10 protein-coding genes and 1 pseudogene are annotated in these 15,635 nt (G+C 56.1%); all 11 read right to left on the bottom strand.

Annotated elements, in window-relative coordinates:
- Positions 1 to 78: 78 nt before the first annotated feature.
- The 11 genes and pseudogenes from HMPREF3142_RS29945 to tssC all read right to left on the bottom strand — a co-directional run bounded on the left by HMPREF3142_RS29945 (position 79) and on the right by tssC (position 15,601).
- A pseudogene (locus HMPREF3142_RS29945) lies at positions 79 to 1,192 on the bottom strand (IS3 family transposase).
- 168 nt (positions 1,193 to 1,360) lie between these two features.
- Positions 1,361 to 1,882 (bottom strand): hypothetical protein, encoded by a 522-nt coding sequence (locus HMPREF3142_RS28290; RefSeq protein ID WP_072072276.1) that lies wholly within the window; start codon positions 1,880 to 1,882, stop codon positions 1,361 to 1,363.
- A complete protein-coding gene (locus tag HMPREF3142_RS19725) occupies positions 1,879 to 3,801 on the bottom strand; it encodes a LysM peptidoglycan-binding domain-containing protein (RefSeq protein WP_070612396.1) in 1,923 nt (640 codons plus the stop codon). The genes HMPREF3142_RS28290 and HMPREF3142_RS19725 overlap by 4 nt, the downstream gene beginning before the upstream one ends.
- A 17-nt stretch (positions 3,802 to 3,818) precedes the next feature.
- Positions 3,819 to 4,220 (bottom strand): DUF4431 domain-containing protein, encoded by a 402-nt coding sequence (locus HMPREF3142_RS19720; protein WP_223170026.1) that lies wholly within the window; start codon positions 4,218 to 4,220, stop codon positions 3,819 to 3,821.
- 11 nt (positions 4,221 to 4,231) lie between these two features.
- The gene (locus HMPREF3142_RS19715) at positions 4,232 to 6,922 is read right to left on the bottom strand and encodes a type VI secretion system Vgr family protein (protein WP_162823128.1); all 2,691 of its coding nucleotides are present in this window, start codon (positions 6,920 to 6,922) and stop codon (positions 4,232 to 4,234) included.
- A 1-nt stretch (position 6,923) separates the two neighbouring features.
- The gene (gene tssH, locus HMPREF3142_RS19710; protein WP_070612394.1) at positions 6,924 to 9,557 is read right to left on the bottom strand and encodes a type VI secretion system ATPase TssH; all 2,634 of its coding nucleotides are present in this window, start codon (positions 9,555 to 9,557) and stop codon (positions 6,924 to 6,926) included.
- A gap of 264 nt (positions 9,558 to 9,821) precedes the next feature.
- Positions 9,822 to 10,313: a type VI secretion system effector Hcp gene (hcp, locus tag HMPREF3142_RS19705; protein WP_002902160.1), complete on the bottom strand. Its 492-nt coding sequence runs from the start codon at positions 10,311 to 10,313 to the stop codon at positions 9,822 to 9,824.
- A gap of 4 nt (positions 10,314 to 10,317) precedes the next feature.
- Positions 10,318 to 12,021: an OmpA family protein gene (locus tag HMPREF3142_RS19700; RefSeq protein WP_070612393.1), complete on the bottom strand. Its 1,704-nt coding sequence runs from the start codon at positions 12,019 to 12,021 to the stop codon at positions 10,318 to 10,320.
- Positions 12,018 to 12,707 (bottom strand): type VI secretion system protein TssL, short form, encoded by a 690-nt coding sequence (tssL, locus tag HMPREF3142_RS19695; protein WP_048267826.1) that lies wholly within the window; start codon positions 12,705 to 12,707, stop codon positions 12,018 to 12,020. Before tssL ends, HMPREF3142_RS19700 begins: the two co-directional genes overlap by 4 nt.
- Positions 12,704 to 14,047, bottom strand: a complete 1,344-nt coding sequence (gene tssK, locus HMPREF3142_RS19690) for a type VI secretion system baseplate subunit TssK (RefSeq protein WP_176747621.1) — start codon at positions 14,045 to 14,047, stop codon at positions 12,704 to 12,706. The genes tssL and tssK overlap by 4 nt, the downstream gene beginning before the upstream one ends.
- A gap of 9 nt (positions 14,048 to 14,056) precedes the next feature.
- On the bottom strand, positions 14,057 to 15,601 hold the full coding sequence (gene tssC, locus HMPREF3142_RS19685) for a type VI secretion system contractile sheath large subunit (protein WP_008805195.1): 1,545 nt from the start codon (positions 15,599 to 15,601) through the stop codon (positions 14,057 to 14,059).
- Positions 15,602 to 15,635: the final 34 nt, after the last annotated feature.

Here is a 15,635-nt window from a genome sequence, read left to right as displayed (position 1 = left end):
TTGGCAATTTCATCAGTGCTTGTCTTATAACGTTTGGCAATTTTTGATAGAGAATCTCCTGGTGTAAGCACACCCGTTTTAGTTCCACGCACTTTTTGAGATTTCCGGGGTTTCAGCCATCAGCCGGTATTCTTCCGGCGTCAGGTTATTCAGGGATTCGTGGGGGCGCTCGCCGTTATATTCAGCCAGCCAGCGCTCTGTAATTTCCCGTGCTTCATTCAGTGTTCTGAACAGATAAAAATCCAGTATTTCTGTTCTGTATGTCCGGTTGAACCGTTCGATAAAGGCATTCTGCGTTGGCTTGCCGGGCCTGATAAAATCCAGCATCACACCATGCTCTTCTGCCCATTGTGCCAGCGTCAGCGAGACCAGTTCCGGACCGTTATCCATCCGCATCTTTAGCGGATATCCGCGGTTTGCCACGATCCTGTCCAGCACTCTCACGACCCGCTGCGCCGGGATATTCAGGTCAATTTCGAGCGCCAGTGCTTCGCGGTTAAAATCATCCACCACGTTGAAGGTCCGGAAGCGTCTGCCGCACACCAGCGCATCGTGCATAAAATCGATGGACCTGCTCTGGTTCATCGCCTCTGGCGTCACCAGCGGAACCGGATTGCGCACTGGCAGGCGCTGTTTTCCCTTACGGCGAAAAATTCAGTTTCAGCAGGCAGTAAATCCGGTGAACGCGCTTATGGTTCCAGCTTTTGCCCTGCCTGCGCAGCACCTGAAAAAGCTTTTCAAATCCGTATCGCGGATAGCGTTCAGCCGCCACGGTCAGCGCCATAATGACTGGCTCATCACGTTGCGTATCAGGCTGATAACGAAATACCGTCCTGCTCAACGACAATATACTGCATGCCTGACGTAAGCTCATGGCAAACTGCGCGGTCAGATAGCTGACCAGCTCACGCTTTATCGCTGGTTTTAAAGCTTTTTTTCAATAACGTCTTTCAATGCGCGGCACTCGAGGCTCAGGTCCGCAAACATCTGTTTCAACCGGCGGTTTTCATCTTCGAGGTCCTTCATCTTTTTGATATCAGAGGCTTCCATACCGCCGAACTTCGCTTTCCAGTTGTAGTACGAGGCCTCAGAAATCCCCGGCTTCGCGGCACACATCTTTGACGGTGCGTCCGGCTTCGACGGACTTCAGAACGGCGATGATCTGGTGTTCGGTGAATCGGGCTTTGCGCATGGCGATCTCCTCCATGAACATAATCAGTATGCAGGAAGATCTCTAAATGTGAATGGTCCGCTTTACCGGGATGCTTACATGACATTTCCCCAGCAATGGCGCTTGAAAAACACAACATACTTATGATTAATGAAATGTATCTAAACAAAACAACTGACCCCAATATCATTAAGGACTGGAAGGGAGTATCTTTGATCTTATAGATTGGCAAATGGACCTTCCTAAAAGCTTATAGCTAATAATTCCATCAACATTCAACTCATTCGTAAAGATATGCCCAGGGGCTTTTGAATCGAACGTATAAATAAATAATTTATTATCTTTCATTGCATAAAAAAGAACTCCATCAAATCCAGAAACTTGATCATCAGAGTAAGATGATAATATTTTGGCAATCTGAGTTCTGGATGATAAGTCTGTTATGGATTTTATTAATATATTGTCATCAATACCTTTTGGGAGCGTATTCAAATATACGTTATCAATATAAGGAGTATAATCATTTTGATCGCACGAAGGAGTGTGAGGATTGTCCACACCGTAATAATTTCTAAAAAAGCCATCAAGGACATATTTATAATCACTTGCAGAAGGCAATGCCTTTACAAGTAAGGATATTCCTCCGGGATCACCTGCCATCACTCTCAATGACAACAACAGTAGCATACTTATACCTATAAAATTTTTCATCGACCGCCACCTTCATCTTTCACAGATTTAGTTTTGCTATCAAACCCGAATAAATTATTGTTTACATCGTCAACATCAACTATAGGTAATTCCGCTGAATTTTTTGAATAATATTCTTTATACGCGACAGGTATATAATATTTATAAAATTTTTGATACACAGGAGTTTCCTTTTTTTTTCTAACAGTCATGCTGAATCTAGATGTTGGTTTCGTGGTACTATACATCGATAACTTAATAGTACCTCCACCATATGCTTTACCTCCTTGATTTCCGCCTAAGCCAGCAATATCACCGTTACTCGTTTTTCCATACACAAATGTTACATGTCCATTGCCTGTAAATTCATCACTTGATTCGACATAAGTACGAAAGACCATCAATGCACCATATACAGGATTTTTTATCTCGATAAACTTAGTTTTATCATAAACTGGAAATTGAGAAGACTTTGTAAAACTCCTGGAGTAGTCATACCCTGTTTCTTTCAAGCAATAATTTGCAAACGAAGCACACCATGCCGTACTACCCAATGACCCTTTAGAACCCGTAAGATTATGATAATTATCAGTGATTTTCTTCTCTCCTGTTCCATGCCATTCCGTAACCTCGCGGATTGCAATCGCCATCCATGGTGCCTCTCTCTGATCATGGGGAAGCAAGGCTATCGGTTTATCCGATTTTTTAGAGCCTACTGATTCCAGTGTTTTTTTATCTAAATTGACCGATTGCACATTGGGTGAAGTTCTACTAACTGGGGGCTGAGGTTTGGGTGCCTGTTTGTCAGAGACTAAGACAGGGCTGCTACCTTTTGAGCAGTTTGCATCATTTGAAATCAATATCGACTGACCTGGATAGATTTTGTTTAGATCTACGATATTGTTCCAACGAGCGAGTTCATCAACAGTTACGCCATATTGTGCTGCGATCTTCGCCAGCGTGTCACCAGGTACAACGATATAGATTAAGGGGCTATTAGTTTTGGCACCATAAATCGTCAAGTGTTGACCAGGGAAGATCTTACTCACATCTTTTATATTATTGTTTTTGGCAATTTCATCAGTGCTTGTCTTATAACGTTCGGCTATTTTTGATAGAGAATCTCCTGGCATGACTATATAATCTATCGGTTTCAGAGCGCTCTTCTCACGTGGCACTTTGGGAGTCTCGGCAAGTGTTTTTGCAGAGAATTGAGAAAAGTTTCGCGTGAGCAGTATATTCTTCGTTTCATCCCCAGCAACAGCTGAATAAACAACATCCTCTTTTCCAGCAGAATTAGTATATTTGACGACAATAACCATTCCTTGTTTGGTATGAATAATTGTCTTTAGCTTGCCGTAAACGTCTGTTTTCCACTCGTAGCTAGTACTTCCTAGTGTTACCTTAAATGGCACATTAGCAATTGGGCGAGAGCCGTCTGAAACCGTCAAGTTTGTCACATATACCCATTTTTCAGTACCAGCCTTCAGGCCACCTTCTTTTTTACTGATCGCATCCACAACTTTGCCGAATTCTTTATCATTCAAGTCAGATATTTTTTTATCTTTTGCAACGCCACTCTCTGAACTTATAAAGTTAGCATAAGCTACGGGATCATTACCTGCGGTTTCAGGAGCATACTGCGACATCATCTCAGATATGGTGTCATTTCGGTATTTTCGCCTCAATAATGCACATTTCTCACGCTCCCCAGCTTCAATACTGGAAAAAATCGCAAATGTATTTTCTTTCGGATTATATACAGTGCCGGCACCTATTCGCCCTTTTTGCTTACTTGCATCAGGCAATGCCATAATATTTCCGGGGTTGTTAAATCTCCAGTTTAATGTCCCTGCAGTTTTTAGCAAACGAGTCCCATCACCAGCTTCGTACTCAACCGTCTTGGTTTCAAGATGGTATGTCGCTTTTATAAATCTCATACATCATCCTTTTTATTTTATTCTGTTGGCTGAAAGCTGGTGTCGTTTAATAAGACGGAAGTCATATGATAGCCTGTGACAGCAAGCATAATTTTTCCATCTACAGTGACATGGTGATTAAGTAGATTGCGTTTAGTTTTATAATCATCACCACTAACAATGAGCTGAATATTGCTGTTCCAACCTTTTTGCTCAGTATTAGCATCAACCACGCACTTTAGCGGACTATTTATATGCAGGATCCAGTAGAGTAATTTTTCGTCATGCGCCCTATCTTCCCCCCAATTTGGGGGGCCGTAAAATATTTCTTCTTTCATTACTCCTGTGAGTACAATCTTATCCCCCTCTTTCAGGCATGCAGCATATACACCGAAGCTATAAAATAAGATAACCAGACTCAACATAAGTTTCATAAGCATACTTAACACTATCAACTATCCTTTGTTAAACTTAATAAAGTTGAAATCATTGATTCAGTCAATGCTGATGTTCTATCATCTTCAAAACCCATTTCACTTAAATGAAGATCGGCATCAGGTGCTTCATCCTCAAAATCCTCCATACTGTCGTCTTCAGTTGATGAGACAGAAAGCTCCTCTTTACTCCAAGTTTCTCGGCCAATGATTAAATTTAATGTATCGCTTTCAGGAAGTACTATTTTGGGGAAACGACCTGAAGTGTCTACTGTTCCGGTAGACAGAATTTTTCCAGCGCTATCAGAAATACTGTACGGCTGATTTATCAGCCAGTTCATACTCTGGCTGACACTATCCGCACCTGGAAAAGCAAAACGTAAACTGTGCTCTCCAGGCTCCATTACAGGAAATACAGGCATTTTGACTTTTTCAGAAGCGCTTTCCTGACGCCCGTAATATCCTGCTTTCGTGCGATATTCGCCTGCAGTAGCAGATTCAATCGCATTTGCATCAAGTCTGATATAACTCCCCCCACCATTCAGGGTCAGCTTCTTCTTCGCGATGATTTTGATTTCATCCTCCGTGCTGACAATGCTGATTTCCTTCCGGGCAAGCAGCGCCATCAGGTCATTCTGCGCCTGCATCTGTACCGGTCCCTGATTCGCTATCAGCCTGATCCCAAGCTTTCGCACAAACACGCTCAGCGCACTGCCCACCCCGATGAACAGGTTTTTCACCACGCTGACATCCGCATTCTTTCCGGCCGTGGCAATCAGGTTATGCCCGGCTGAGACCTGCAGATGCTCCCCGCTGGTCAGCGCTATCCCCTCCGGCGCGCTGACCAGCAGTACCGATTTTTTGAGGTCCGTCAGCTGCTGCTCCAGCAGGGTAATTTGCGCCTGGAGATCGGCCGGGTTCGCGGTCGCCTTCTGCGCGTCACCGGAGATGGACATCATCTGCTCCCGGGCTTCAGCCAGATTGCTGACCGCCGGCTCTATATCCAGCACCTGCCCCTGAGCCTTCGCCTGTCCGTCCGCGCTGATAAAAATACCCTTCTGTGCCCGGATAGCTCCCCAGCTGTCGGTTCTCAGCTCAAAGCCTTCGCCGCGCGGCTGCCTGTCACTGTCCACCAGGTGCCCCAGGTTCAGCTGGCTCTTGCCGCCATACTCCGTCGACACCTTGATATGTTCTTTCCCGCGCTCATCGTCGAGGCGGATTTTGTTGTTGGCCGGGGTGCGCAGGACGTTACGTTTGTCATTGCGGATGGTGACATGGTCGCCGTGCGCCGAGTCGTGCAGCACGCCCGCGATATACGGCCGGTCGGGGTTACCATCCTCAAAGCCAATCGCCACCTCCGTCCCCGCCAGCAGCGGCAGGTGCAGACCGTAGGTGTCTCCGGCATACGGCCGCGACTGGCGGACCCACAGGCTCTCGAACCCGGTTTCCCAGCGCGCCCGGTCAAACAGCATATTCACCCGGTAGCGCCCGTGTTTGTCGATATGCCCGTAGGTGTCGTTTTCCCGGGTGCTGGTCACGCGGGCCGGCAGCGTCCCGGCCATCACCGGACGCGCGCCGGGCTCAGGCCTGTAGCCGACGTCCGGGCTGTCCGGTATGCCGGCAAACTCCACCGCAAAGTCGGCATCGCGCCGGGCGTGGCTGTGCATCGCCGTGACGAGCACGCCATCAGCAAACTCCCCGGCCACCTCCTCTCCGCCGGTGACCTTCAGCACCTGTCCCGGGCAGAGCGTCGGGCAGCTGGTGGTGGCCTGCATCCGGGTCTGGCCGTTCAGATAACGCTCATGGCGAAGCCGGGCGTAAAACGCCCCGGACTCCGGCGCCGGATGGCGGTCATGGACATTCCCCGCGGTCAGGTAGTTATCTCCCCAGTGGTAAGCCTCACCAAAGGTGGTGGTCTCCCCGCGGGTGACATCCACCTGCGCGTTCATGTCCGCCGTCGCCTCGCGGTAGTTGTAGTCGCGGGTACTGACCTGCTGCTCCACGACGCGGTGGCGGCATGCCATCTCCCACACCGCGTCCACCCCGGCCGACTGCTGCCCTGACGGCGGAACCGAAGGCAACGTCAGCCCCTTCTCATAGCCCTGCTGACTGTCGCAGAACTCAGCGACGTCGATGTGCAGCCGCGTGTCGGCGGTAAAGCGAAACCAGATCCCCACCTCACCCAGCAGCCGGGTGATAAAGCGCAGGTCATCCTCGCCGTACTGCATCACCTGCTCGCGGCGCGGATACGTTTTTGTCAGTGAGAACAGAAAATCCTGACCGCGCAGGCCGTGGCGCTCGCGGAGGATTTTTTCCACAATCTGCGGAACGGACTGGTCCTGGTAAATGGCGTTCTGGTGCGAGCGGTTAAGCAGCGCCAGGCGCGGCTGAAGCGTCAGCGCGTAGTGCGTTTCATCCCTGGAGGTACTGAGCCGTTCAAACCCCGTCACCACGCCCTGGATCACCCGCACGGGTTGCTGAACATTGATGCCGAAGCCCTGAGCCACCGGCGCCTGCAGCGTCAGGGAGGCTGCCTTCATCAGCATCATCTCTTTGCTGATGGCATGGTCTGCGCTGGTGAATTCGATACGGTAGCGGAACGGCTGGCTCAGGGCTTCATCGCCCTCAAACGCCAGCACATCAAGCCCGGCTTCACATCCCTTCACCGAAAGCAGGTGGTGGTTGTGGCTGAACAACAACGATTTCACGCTACTCATCGGATATTGTCCCCTCGTCAAACGCCATCACGACGCCTTCCTCTTCGTGATACCCCAGCGTCACCTGGCGCGGTTTCTGCCCCGCCGCCATATGGCTCAATAGCTGCTGGCTCAGCGCCGGCAGGATCTGCTGATTCAGCAGACTGTCGACGTTGCGGGCGCCGGTGTCCGGTAGCAGGCAGGCCTCGGTCAGCACGTCGAACAGGCTCTCGCTGAGGGTGGTGGTGATTCCGTAATGGCAAGCCAGACGCTGACTTACCTGCCCGAGCTTCATGCCGACAATGGCGCGCAGCGCTCCCGCCGGCAGCGGACGGTAAATCACCGTCTGGAAGCGGGCCAGCAGCGCCGGCTGGAAGTGACCGCGCAGCACCGGGCGCAGCAGCTCGTGCAGGTCTGATTCGCTGGCCTCCGGCTGTTCAGCCAGCAACTGCATCAGGAGGTCGCTACCGAGGTTGGCGGTCATCAGGATCACGGTGTTGCGAAAGTCAATTTCACGCCCCTCGCCGTCGCGCATTACCCCCCGGTCGAAGACCTGGTAGAACAGGTTCATCACATCGCGATGAGCCTTCTCCACCTCATCGAGCAGCACCACGCTGTAGGGGCGTTTGCGCACCGCCTCGGTCAGGATCCCGCCCTGGCCGTAGCCGACGTAGCCCGGCGGAGAACCCTTCAGCTGGCTGACGGTGTGCGGCTCCTGGTACTCGGAGAGATTGATGGTGATCAGCGCTTTCTCGCCGCCGAACAGCGCATCGGCCAGGGCGAGCGCCGTTTCCGTTTTGCCGGTGCCGCTCGGCCCGACCAGCAGGAACACCCCCTGCGGACCGTTCTCCGGCGTCAGGCCGGTTTTCGCGGCGCGCAGGCGCCGGGCAATAGCGCTCAGGGCCGCCTCCTGGCCAACCACCCGTTTGCCGAGACTCTCTTCCAGACTCAGCAGCTCCGTCTGCTCATCTTTCATTAGCAAGGAGAGCGGCACGCCGGTCCAGTCGGCAATCACCGTCGCCACGGTGCGGACGTCGACGTCCAGCCCGAGCAGCGGATTGCCCTGTTGGACGGCAATAAGCGCGTTTTGCAGGTCGTTAATTTCCGCCTGGCGGGAGATATCGCGGCGACAGGCCAGCAGCGCCTCCGTCAGCTGCAGCTCCTGACCATACTGAGTTTCAAGGGTATCCAGCGCCAGAATAAGGCGGATCTCCTCCTGCTCAATGGCCGCCAGCCGTTCGCCGCGGGCGCTGTTGCCCAGCGCAATATCTTCCAGCAGCGCCTGTTTCTCCATCGCCAGCGCGGTGAGCTGCGCCTTCATGCGGGTCAGCGGCTCAGGCACGGTATCGAGACTCATGCGCAGGCGGGCGGAAGCGGTGTCGAGTAAATCCACTGCCTTGTCCGGCAGCTGGCGACCGGTGATGTAGCGTCGTGACAGCGTCACGGCGGCGCGCACCGCATCATCCGTGATATGCACGCCGTGGTGGTCGGCATAGCGGGACTTCAGGCCGCGCAGCATCAGGCAGGCGGTGTCGTCGTCCGGCTCATCCACCTTGACCATCTGAAAGCGGCGCTCCAGCGCGGCGTCGCGCTCGAAGTACTGCTTGTATTCAGACCAGGTGGTGGCGGCGATGGTCCGCAGCTCGCCCCGGGCCAGCGCCGGCTTCAGCAGGTTGGCGGCATCCGCGCCGCCCGCCTGATTACCCGCGCCGATGATCGTGTGCGCCTCGTCGATAAACAGCAGCACCGGCGAAGGCGACTGCTGTACCGCCTCAATGATATTTTTCAGCCGCTGCTCGAACTCGCCTTTGACCCCGGCGCCGGCCTGCAGCAGACCGAGGTCGAGGGTGCGCACCGACACCGGCTTCAGCGCGTCGGGGACGTTGCCTTCGGCAATGCGCAACGCCAGGCCTTCCACCAGAGCGGTCTTGCCCACGCCCGGCTCGCCAACGAGGATCGGGTTGTTTTTTCGCCGACGGGAGAGAATATCCACCATCTGGCGGATTTCCGTGTCGCGTCCAAACACCGGGTCAATCTGGCCGTCTCTGGCTTTGGCGGTGACGTCGAGAGTGAATTTGTCCAGCGCGTTCTGCAGCGCCGGGTTGAGCCCATCCGCATTCAGTTCGCTGCCCGCAGGACGCCCCACAAATTCCACGTCCCCGCCATGAGGCTGCGCTGGCGGACGTTCGTCGGACTGGGCATCCAGCAAGGGGCGCAGGCGTTCCAGCTGACGCTGGCCCAGCGTTAACAGCGGCCACAGGCCATCGCACTGGATCAGATTCTGTTTTTCAACCAGCGCCATCAGCAGGTGAACACTGCGGATCTGCGCTTCGCCGCTGAGAGAGGCAATCAGCCAGGCCTCCTGCATCAGCCTCAGGGTATGGTCAGAGAGCTGGGGACGATGACGTACCGAGCGCGGCTGTTTATCCAGCCAGCTCAGCAGATCCTGCCACAGCGCATCCATATCCCATTCATAGCGCCGCGCCAGCACCGTCAGATCGCCTTCCCCCTGTTCCAGCAGTTTAAGCAGCCAGTGCTCGGGCAGGATCTCGGCATGCGCCCGCGTCTGGCACAGGGAGGCCGCCCCCTCCATTGCGCGGGCACAGCAGGGATTAAGACGGCGTAACAGGCTGGCTGGATTTTCCATGAGATCCTCTCTTATTGGTTCCGGACACGCTACCGCCCGTCGCTGTTCCCGAACAGGAACCCCAAGCGCACAAGGTCAGGCAGACAGATTGTGTTTTTCTTTGCTGAGAACCCGTATCTCAGGCGCTCAGCAAAAAACGGCGGGCAGAGAAACGCTGCCCGCATCAGGCGATCGCCCGCAATAAACCCCGGTCGCAGCGATAACGATGCGGCCGGGATGAGCGAACGTCGCCTGCGCGCCAGCGGCGCGAAATATGACGGGCAATTACGCGGTGGCGCGTTCGTTCCAGCTATCGGAGTGAATGATGTTGCCGTCTTTATAGGTCCAGGTGATCTTCTCGTAGCGCAGCTCAATCTGTTCCAGATGGTTGTGCTTCTCGTAGGCAGGGTTTTTGATGTCGTGCATCAGGGGATTCACTTTCACCACCTTGACGTTCTCAAGTTTGGTATTGAAATACTCCACTTCCTGGCCGGCATCGTTGATTCTGTACCACTTGAACTCAGCGGATTTCAGGGTCTGGCCGGTGGTCACTGCCTTGTACAGGTACGGGCTGGAGGAGTCGATCTCCTTGGTGAACAGGAACGGCGTATGGATACGCGTGCCGGTCAGTTTGCCGGTGTTGTTATCGGTCGGGATGTACAGGTTGTGCTCCTGAGCCACCACTTCGATACTGCCTTCACGATCCTGAACGTCGACAGACCCTTTAATGTCCGCGCCGCCGTCGTCTTTCAGCCAAAGATAAACAGGAATTGCCATGGAATTACTCTCCATTGTGTAGTGAAGCGCCATCATCCTGGGATGACGCAGAGGGTTGTTCCGGTAACCGGCAGGCGTCTACCTGCGGCACCAGACTGATTTCGACACGACGGTTCAGCGCACGGCCCTCCGGCGTATCGTTTGTTGCAATTGGTCGGCTTTCGCCATAGCCCTGAACGGCAAAGCAGCTGTCCGGCACGTCGCCGGTATCGCGCATCCAGTCGCGGACCGATTCCGCACGTTTCAGCGACAATAGCTGGTTGGCTTTTTCCTCACCGACGCTGTCGGTGTGGCCCGCCACCACGATCAGCCACCCGGGCCTGGCCTTAATGTCCATCAGCGAGTTGACCAGCCGCTTTGTCGAACCAGGCTTCAGTACCCATTTCCCGGTATCGAATAGCGACATGCTGTCAAGGCGGATGACGTCCGGCGCGACGCGCTGCACCGGCCTGGGTGGCGGAGGCGGCACGTAACCGCGAATCGCCTCCAGCAACGGCAGGCGAATCTGCTCCCCGCGATACAAGCCCAGACTCAGGCGCAGCGGGACGCCGTTACGCTCCCAGCTATCGAGCAGCGCGGCATCTTCACGCAGCACCCTGACAGCGCTGGCTTTTGGCCGATAATCATCCATCGCAATCCGCTCATAACGGGCAATATCGACGCCCACGCGCTGCAGCAGTTGTCGATTGTTCCAGCCACTGCTGAGCAGCGCGGCGACAGCCGCGAGGGTGAAAATCGCGAGCGCCGCGCGCCAGGCCCTGCCTCGTGGCGTGAGCCCCCGTCCCGCCGGTAACTGCGGCAGGATGAATTCCGGCAACGCTGAAGCATCTTCGGTGTCGCTCTCATCTGGCTGCCAGCCAGCTACCCGCGACAGGCCGCTATGTCGGGATAACCACGTCGTCCAGGCCGACGATGCCAGACTTCCAGGCAGCGAGGGCCCGAGCCCCCACAGCACGGCCGCTGGGGTCAGAGGCGGCAGGTCGGTATTTTCTTCCGTCAACACGGCATGGACGTGCTGTTCAAACCAGCCCATCAGGCTGTTCATCAGCACCTGCTGCTCCAGCGCGGCCGCCCCGCCGGCGCTTACCCAGGCCGGTACGGAACAGGGGGCGCAGGAGGGCTGCCAGACTTTCACCGCTTCGCCCGGCATCGCCGCCTGCCACAACAGGTCGCGACTCATCGCGCTGCCCACCTGCCCCTGCAGCGCCAGCGGTACGGCATACCCCGTCTGCTGACGCAGCTGGCTGAGTTGCCAGCGCAGGGCCAGCAGAGCGCTGGTCAGCGCATCGCTTTGCACATGCCGCTGCGGGCAGACGCAGAGCAGCACCGACAGCTGAGGCCCCCATTCCGGCCGCTGGCTCAATACCTGGCGCGCGATCTGCTGCAGCTCCTCCGTCTTTTCCACACGGATCCAGCAGCCCTGTTTGACGACCCGCACCGGTGACGCTTGCGGCCAGACAAACGGCAGATCGCCGCAGACGAGGACCACCGGCTGGCGATAAGCGACCGCCGGGAGATGGTCCAGGCTTGACGCAACGTTACGTCGGGTACGACGACTGGCGATGCGCCAGATCCCGATGATCAGGGCCAGCGTGACCAGCAGAATGAGCCACGCCCCCCAGCGGGGAACCGGCAAAAATAGCAGGCACACCATCGCACTCAGCAGACTGGCCCACAGCGCCAGCCCACGCTGCTGCGCGGGGCTCATTTCACCGACCCCGGTAACAGGGTCAGCAGCAGGTGATCGAGCCAGTGGTTCAGCCCCCACCACAGGACGAGTACCACCATCACGCTCAGGCCAATTCGCACGGGCCAGGAGGCCAGCCAGCCGCTTATCCCCAGTCCGGCACGATTCTCTACCAGTACGGGAGCGGTTGACGGGCATTGAAAAGGTGGGACATGCTCACTGAGCGCGTTGATCAGCTTCAGGCGCTCGGGATCGTTGAGGGAGCGAAAGCTGCCAACAAAACCCAGCAGCATCACCCGCTGAAAACAAGTGACCACGGCCAGGTCGGGCGCCGGTTCACGCAGCACATCACGCATCCGCTCGCACAGGGTGTCGCCGGCATCCATGGTGCCGAGGAAGTGCCCCTGCAGCGGAATGTCATACCACTGCAGGCAGGCCTCATCCTCCACGCCGCGCCCTTTCACGGCTTCATCGAGCAGCGCGCACTGGGCGGTGAGAATATGCTGACAGCTGGCGTCATCAAGCCCGCTCGCCTTCAGCTCATGTTGCACGCGCTCGACATCAGCAATACAGCGCTGCCATAGCGTGTACCCTTCCTCATCGCGGAACTGCGGGCCGTGGCGCAGGCTGATAACCTGTAGCCAGGTGTTCTGCAGCAGCGCATCAATATCAATGGACGCGGCGTTACCGCGTTTAGGCTCATTCACGTTCGTAGTACCGCAAAAAGTTCAAGTTCAGGCTCACCGAGCATCCCCGGGACGTAAAACATACAGGTGCCGCTCTGCAGCATTTCCGTCGCCAGAGGGTGGGACACATCGAGGCTGAAATACTGATTTTCCAGACGCAGCGGGATCGCCGCCGGCACATGACGCAATGGCATCAGGGGCACCCCTGTCCGCGAGGAGTTGACGATGGCTTTGACATGATCCGGACTGCCCACTTTGCACTGTCGCGGAAACTGCTCCTGCAGTCGGGCGACCGGTACCGAAGAACGAACCGACAGGTAGTAGTCAGCCCCTTCCCGCAGCCGGGCATCGTGCAGACGCGCCTGCCAGAAGTGCAGCCGGGCATCATGCTCCAGCGCAATCGCCACCACCCGCGACGGCAGGCTCGCCTCCAGCAGGTCGCTCAGTAAATCAAACAGCGGCGGAAAAACCGCGTTCAGCTGGTCATGCTGATAGATCGGGACGGCATTCGCCTGATGGGTGAGCGAAAAGGTCAGCAGGCTGCCAGCCAGGCGCGCCAGCTCCGGATAGAGGCGTTCCGGCGGGCTCTGTTGGTAACGCAGAAAGTACCCCAGCACCGGCTCGGCGCTGTTCAGCGCGTTCAGCAACCAGAACAGAGAGACATCGGCCACGGCAAAATCAGCCATCCGTTCATTGCTCTCGCGACGCATGGCCATCAGGCGCGTCAGACGAGCCCGAAGCTGAGTAAGCAGCTGTTCAAGCTGCGTCGCCAGCCAGCGGCTGCCCTGGATCTGCAGCAGCGGCGGGAGAAACGTCTCGTCGATAAGCCAGGCCCCCTGCGAGTCCCGCTGCAGGCGAACAAGCGGACAGGTCAGGTAATCGCTGTTGTCCTGATGGGCGAAACGGAGGGTCAGCTCCGGCTGCATGACGGCAATCTGTCGGGTATCTTCCCCGAACTGGTTGCGGACATCGCGCCAGTGCTGCCGGAAGCGCACCGGCCTTTCGGCCACCTCCTCCGGCTTCAGGCAGTTGCCGCCATTCGCCTGCATCAGGGGCAGCGCCAGCACGATCACCGCCTCGCCGTCCGCGCCGTCCAGTGACAGCGCGGACGGCAGCGCATCGGCATTGTCCGTATCAATCATCGTGCCATCCTGGAACCGGACCTGCAGCCTGTGAGCCTGCAGGCGGCCCAGTTTAAGCATCTCTGGTTCGAAGGTCGCCTCAACCACTCCCCATGGATGGTTAAGACCTATCCGGGCAATCACTTCCGCAGTCCAGGCTGCATACGCAGCCTGCTGTTGAAAATGCTGGGGCGACACCATAATGCCCCGGCCCCACAACGGACGTTCCGTTTTCATCATCGTCCGAACCTACGCCTTCGCCTTTGGCATCTGGCTAACCAGCGACAGATTGACGTCCATCCCCTCGACCTGGAAGTGCGGCACCGCGTAAAGCTTCACGCGGAAGAAGCCTGGGTTATCCTCAATATCTTCCACCACCACGCTGGCATCGCGCAGCGGATGGGAGGCCTGCAGCTCGTCGCCGGGGTCGGTCATTTCAGTCACCAGGCTCCGCACCCAGGTGTTCAGCTCCAGCTCCAGCAGCCGCCGGTCCTTGGTGGTGCCGATATTCTCGCGCTGGATCATCTTCAGGTAGTGCGCGATGCGCGACAGCAGGAAGATGTAAGGCAGACGCGCGTTGATGCGGCTGTTGGCGGTGGCGTCGGCGGTATCGTACAGCGCCGGTTTCTGCGCGGAGTTGGCCGAGAAGAAGCAGGCGTAATCGCGATTTTTGTAGTACGACAGCGGGATAAAGCCCAGGCTGGCAAACTCAAACTCCCGCGTTTCCGGGATCATCACCTCGGAAGGGATCTTCACCTGGTTGCCGGTGCCCAGATCGTACAGGTGGATGGGCAGATCTTTCACCGCGCCGCCGGCCTGCGGACCGCGGATCTGCACGCACCAGCCGTTATTGACAAAGCTCTTCACCATATTGGAAGCGAAGGAGAACGCTGCGCTGGTCCACAGATACTTTTCGTGGTCCGGACCTTTCACCTGCTCGACATAGTTGAAGCTGCGCACCGGCACGGTGTCCGGACCGTACGGCAGACGACCCAGCACGCGCGGCATCACCAGACCGATGTAGCGGGCATCGTCGGTTTCACGAAATGATTTCCAGCGGATATATTCCGCGCGATCGAAGTAGTTGCCGATATCCTTAATAGCAGCCACCTCTTCCATGGTCTCTTTCAGGAAGAAGGCCGGGCCGACGGCGCCGATAAACGGCATATGGGCGGCCGCAGAGACGCGGGAGATATTGCGCAGGAGCGCCACATCCTGCGGGCTGGCGTCGAACTCATAGGCCGAGATCACCGAGCCGATCGGCTCGCCGCCGGGAGTGTCATACTCCGCGGTATAGGTGTGCCAGTAGAGGCCGCTCTGGATAAGCTCCGGCGCGTCCTCAAAGTCCTGGCGCAGATCGTCTTTGGCGACGTCCAGGATCTCCGTTTTGACGTTCTGCCGATAGTCGGTGTTGTCCACCAGCTGTTTGAGGCCGCGCCACAGGGATTCGACCTGCTGAAACTCCTGATGGTGCATCACCGCGTCCAGCTGACGGCTTATCTGGAAATCCAGTTCAGCGATATGGTGGTCAATCAGCGTTTTGTCGAGCTTTTCCACCCGCTGACCGGACTGACGAATGCGCTCCATAAACACCTGCATCGCCGCGGTGAGACGCTCCGCCGCCGGCGCCTCGGAGAGCGCGGCATCGTCCAGAAAGTCGTTGATATCCCCGAGGTGAGACGCCGGGGCGAGATTAATTTTTTCAAACAGCGAGGCGTAAACGCCCTCGCCCGCCCTATTTTCTTGCAACGTGGTTTGCCCCTGAACAGGGGCGTTTTCTGTGGTAACAGACATTAGCATTTTCCCGGTTAATCCATTAACAGACTTG

Origin of the sequence: Klebsiella sp. HMSC16C06, assembly GCF_001808325.1 — a bacterium.
GTDB classification, from domain to species: Bacteria; Pseudomonadota; Gammaproteobacteria; order Enterobacterales; family Enterobacteriaceae; genus Klebsiella; species Klebsiella variicola.
This window is presented reverse-complemented; position numbering and strand designations above follow the sequence as displayed.

Excerpts from the sequence above, each read along its gene's own strand:
- HMPREF3142_RS19700 (WP_070612393.1), bottom strand. The coding sequence starts at position 12,021 with ATGAGCCCCGCGCAGCAGCGTGGGCTGGCGCTGTGGGCCAGTCTGCTG.
- HMPREF3142_RS28290 (WP_072072276.1), bottom strand. The coding sequence starts at position 1,882 with ATGAAAAATTTTATAGGTATAAGTATGCTACTGTTGTTGTCATTGAGA.
- HMPREF3142_RS19725 (WP_070612396.1), bottom strand. The coding sequence starts at position 3,801 with ATGAGATTTATAAAAGCGACATACCATCTTGAAACCAAGACGGTTGAG.
- tssH (WP_070612394.1), bottom strand. The coding sequence starts at position 9,557 with ATGGAAAATCCAGCCAGCCTGTTACGCCGTCTTAATCCCTGCTGTGCC.
- tssC (WP_008805195.1), bottom strand. The coding sequence starts at position 15,601 with ATGTCTGTTACCACAGAAAACGCCCCTGTTCAGGGGCAAACCACGTTG.
- tssK (WP_176747621.1), bottom strand. The coding sequence starts at position 14,047 with ATGATGAAAACGGAACGTCCGTTGTGGGGCCGGGGCATTATGGTGTCG.
- hcp (WP_002902160.1), bottom strand. The coding sequence starts at position 10,313 with ATGGCAATTCCTGTTTATCTTTGGCTGAAAGACGACGGCGGCGCGGAC.
- HMPREF3142_RS19720 (WP_223170026.1), bottom strand. The coding sequence starts at position 4,220 with ATGCTTATGAAACTTATGTTGAGTCTGGTTATCTTATTTTATAGCTTC.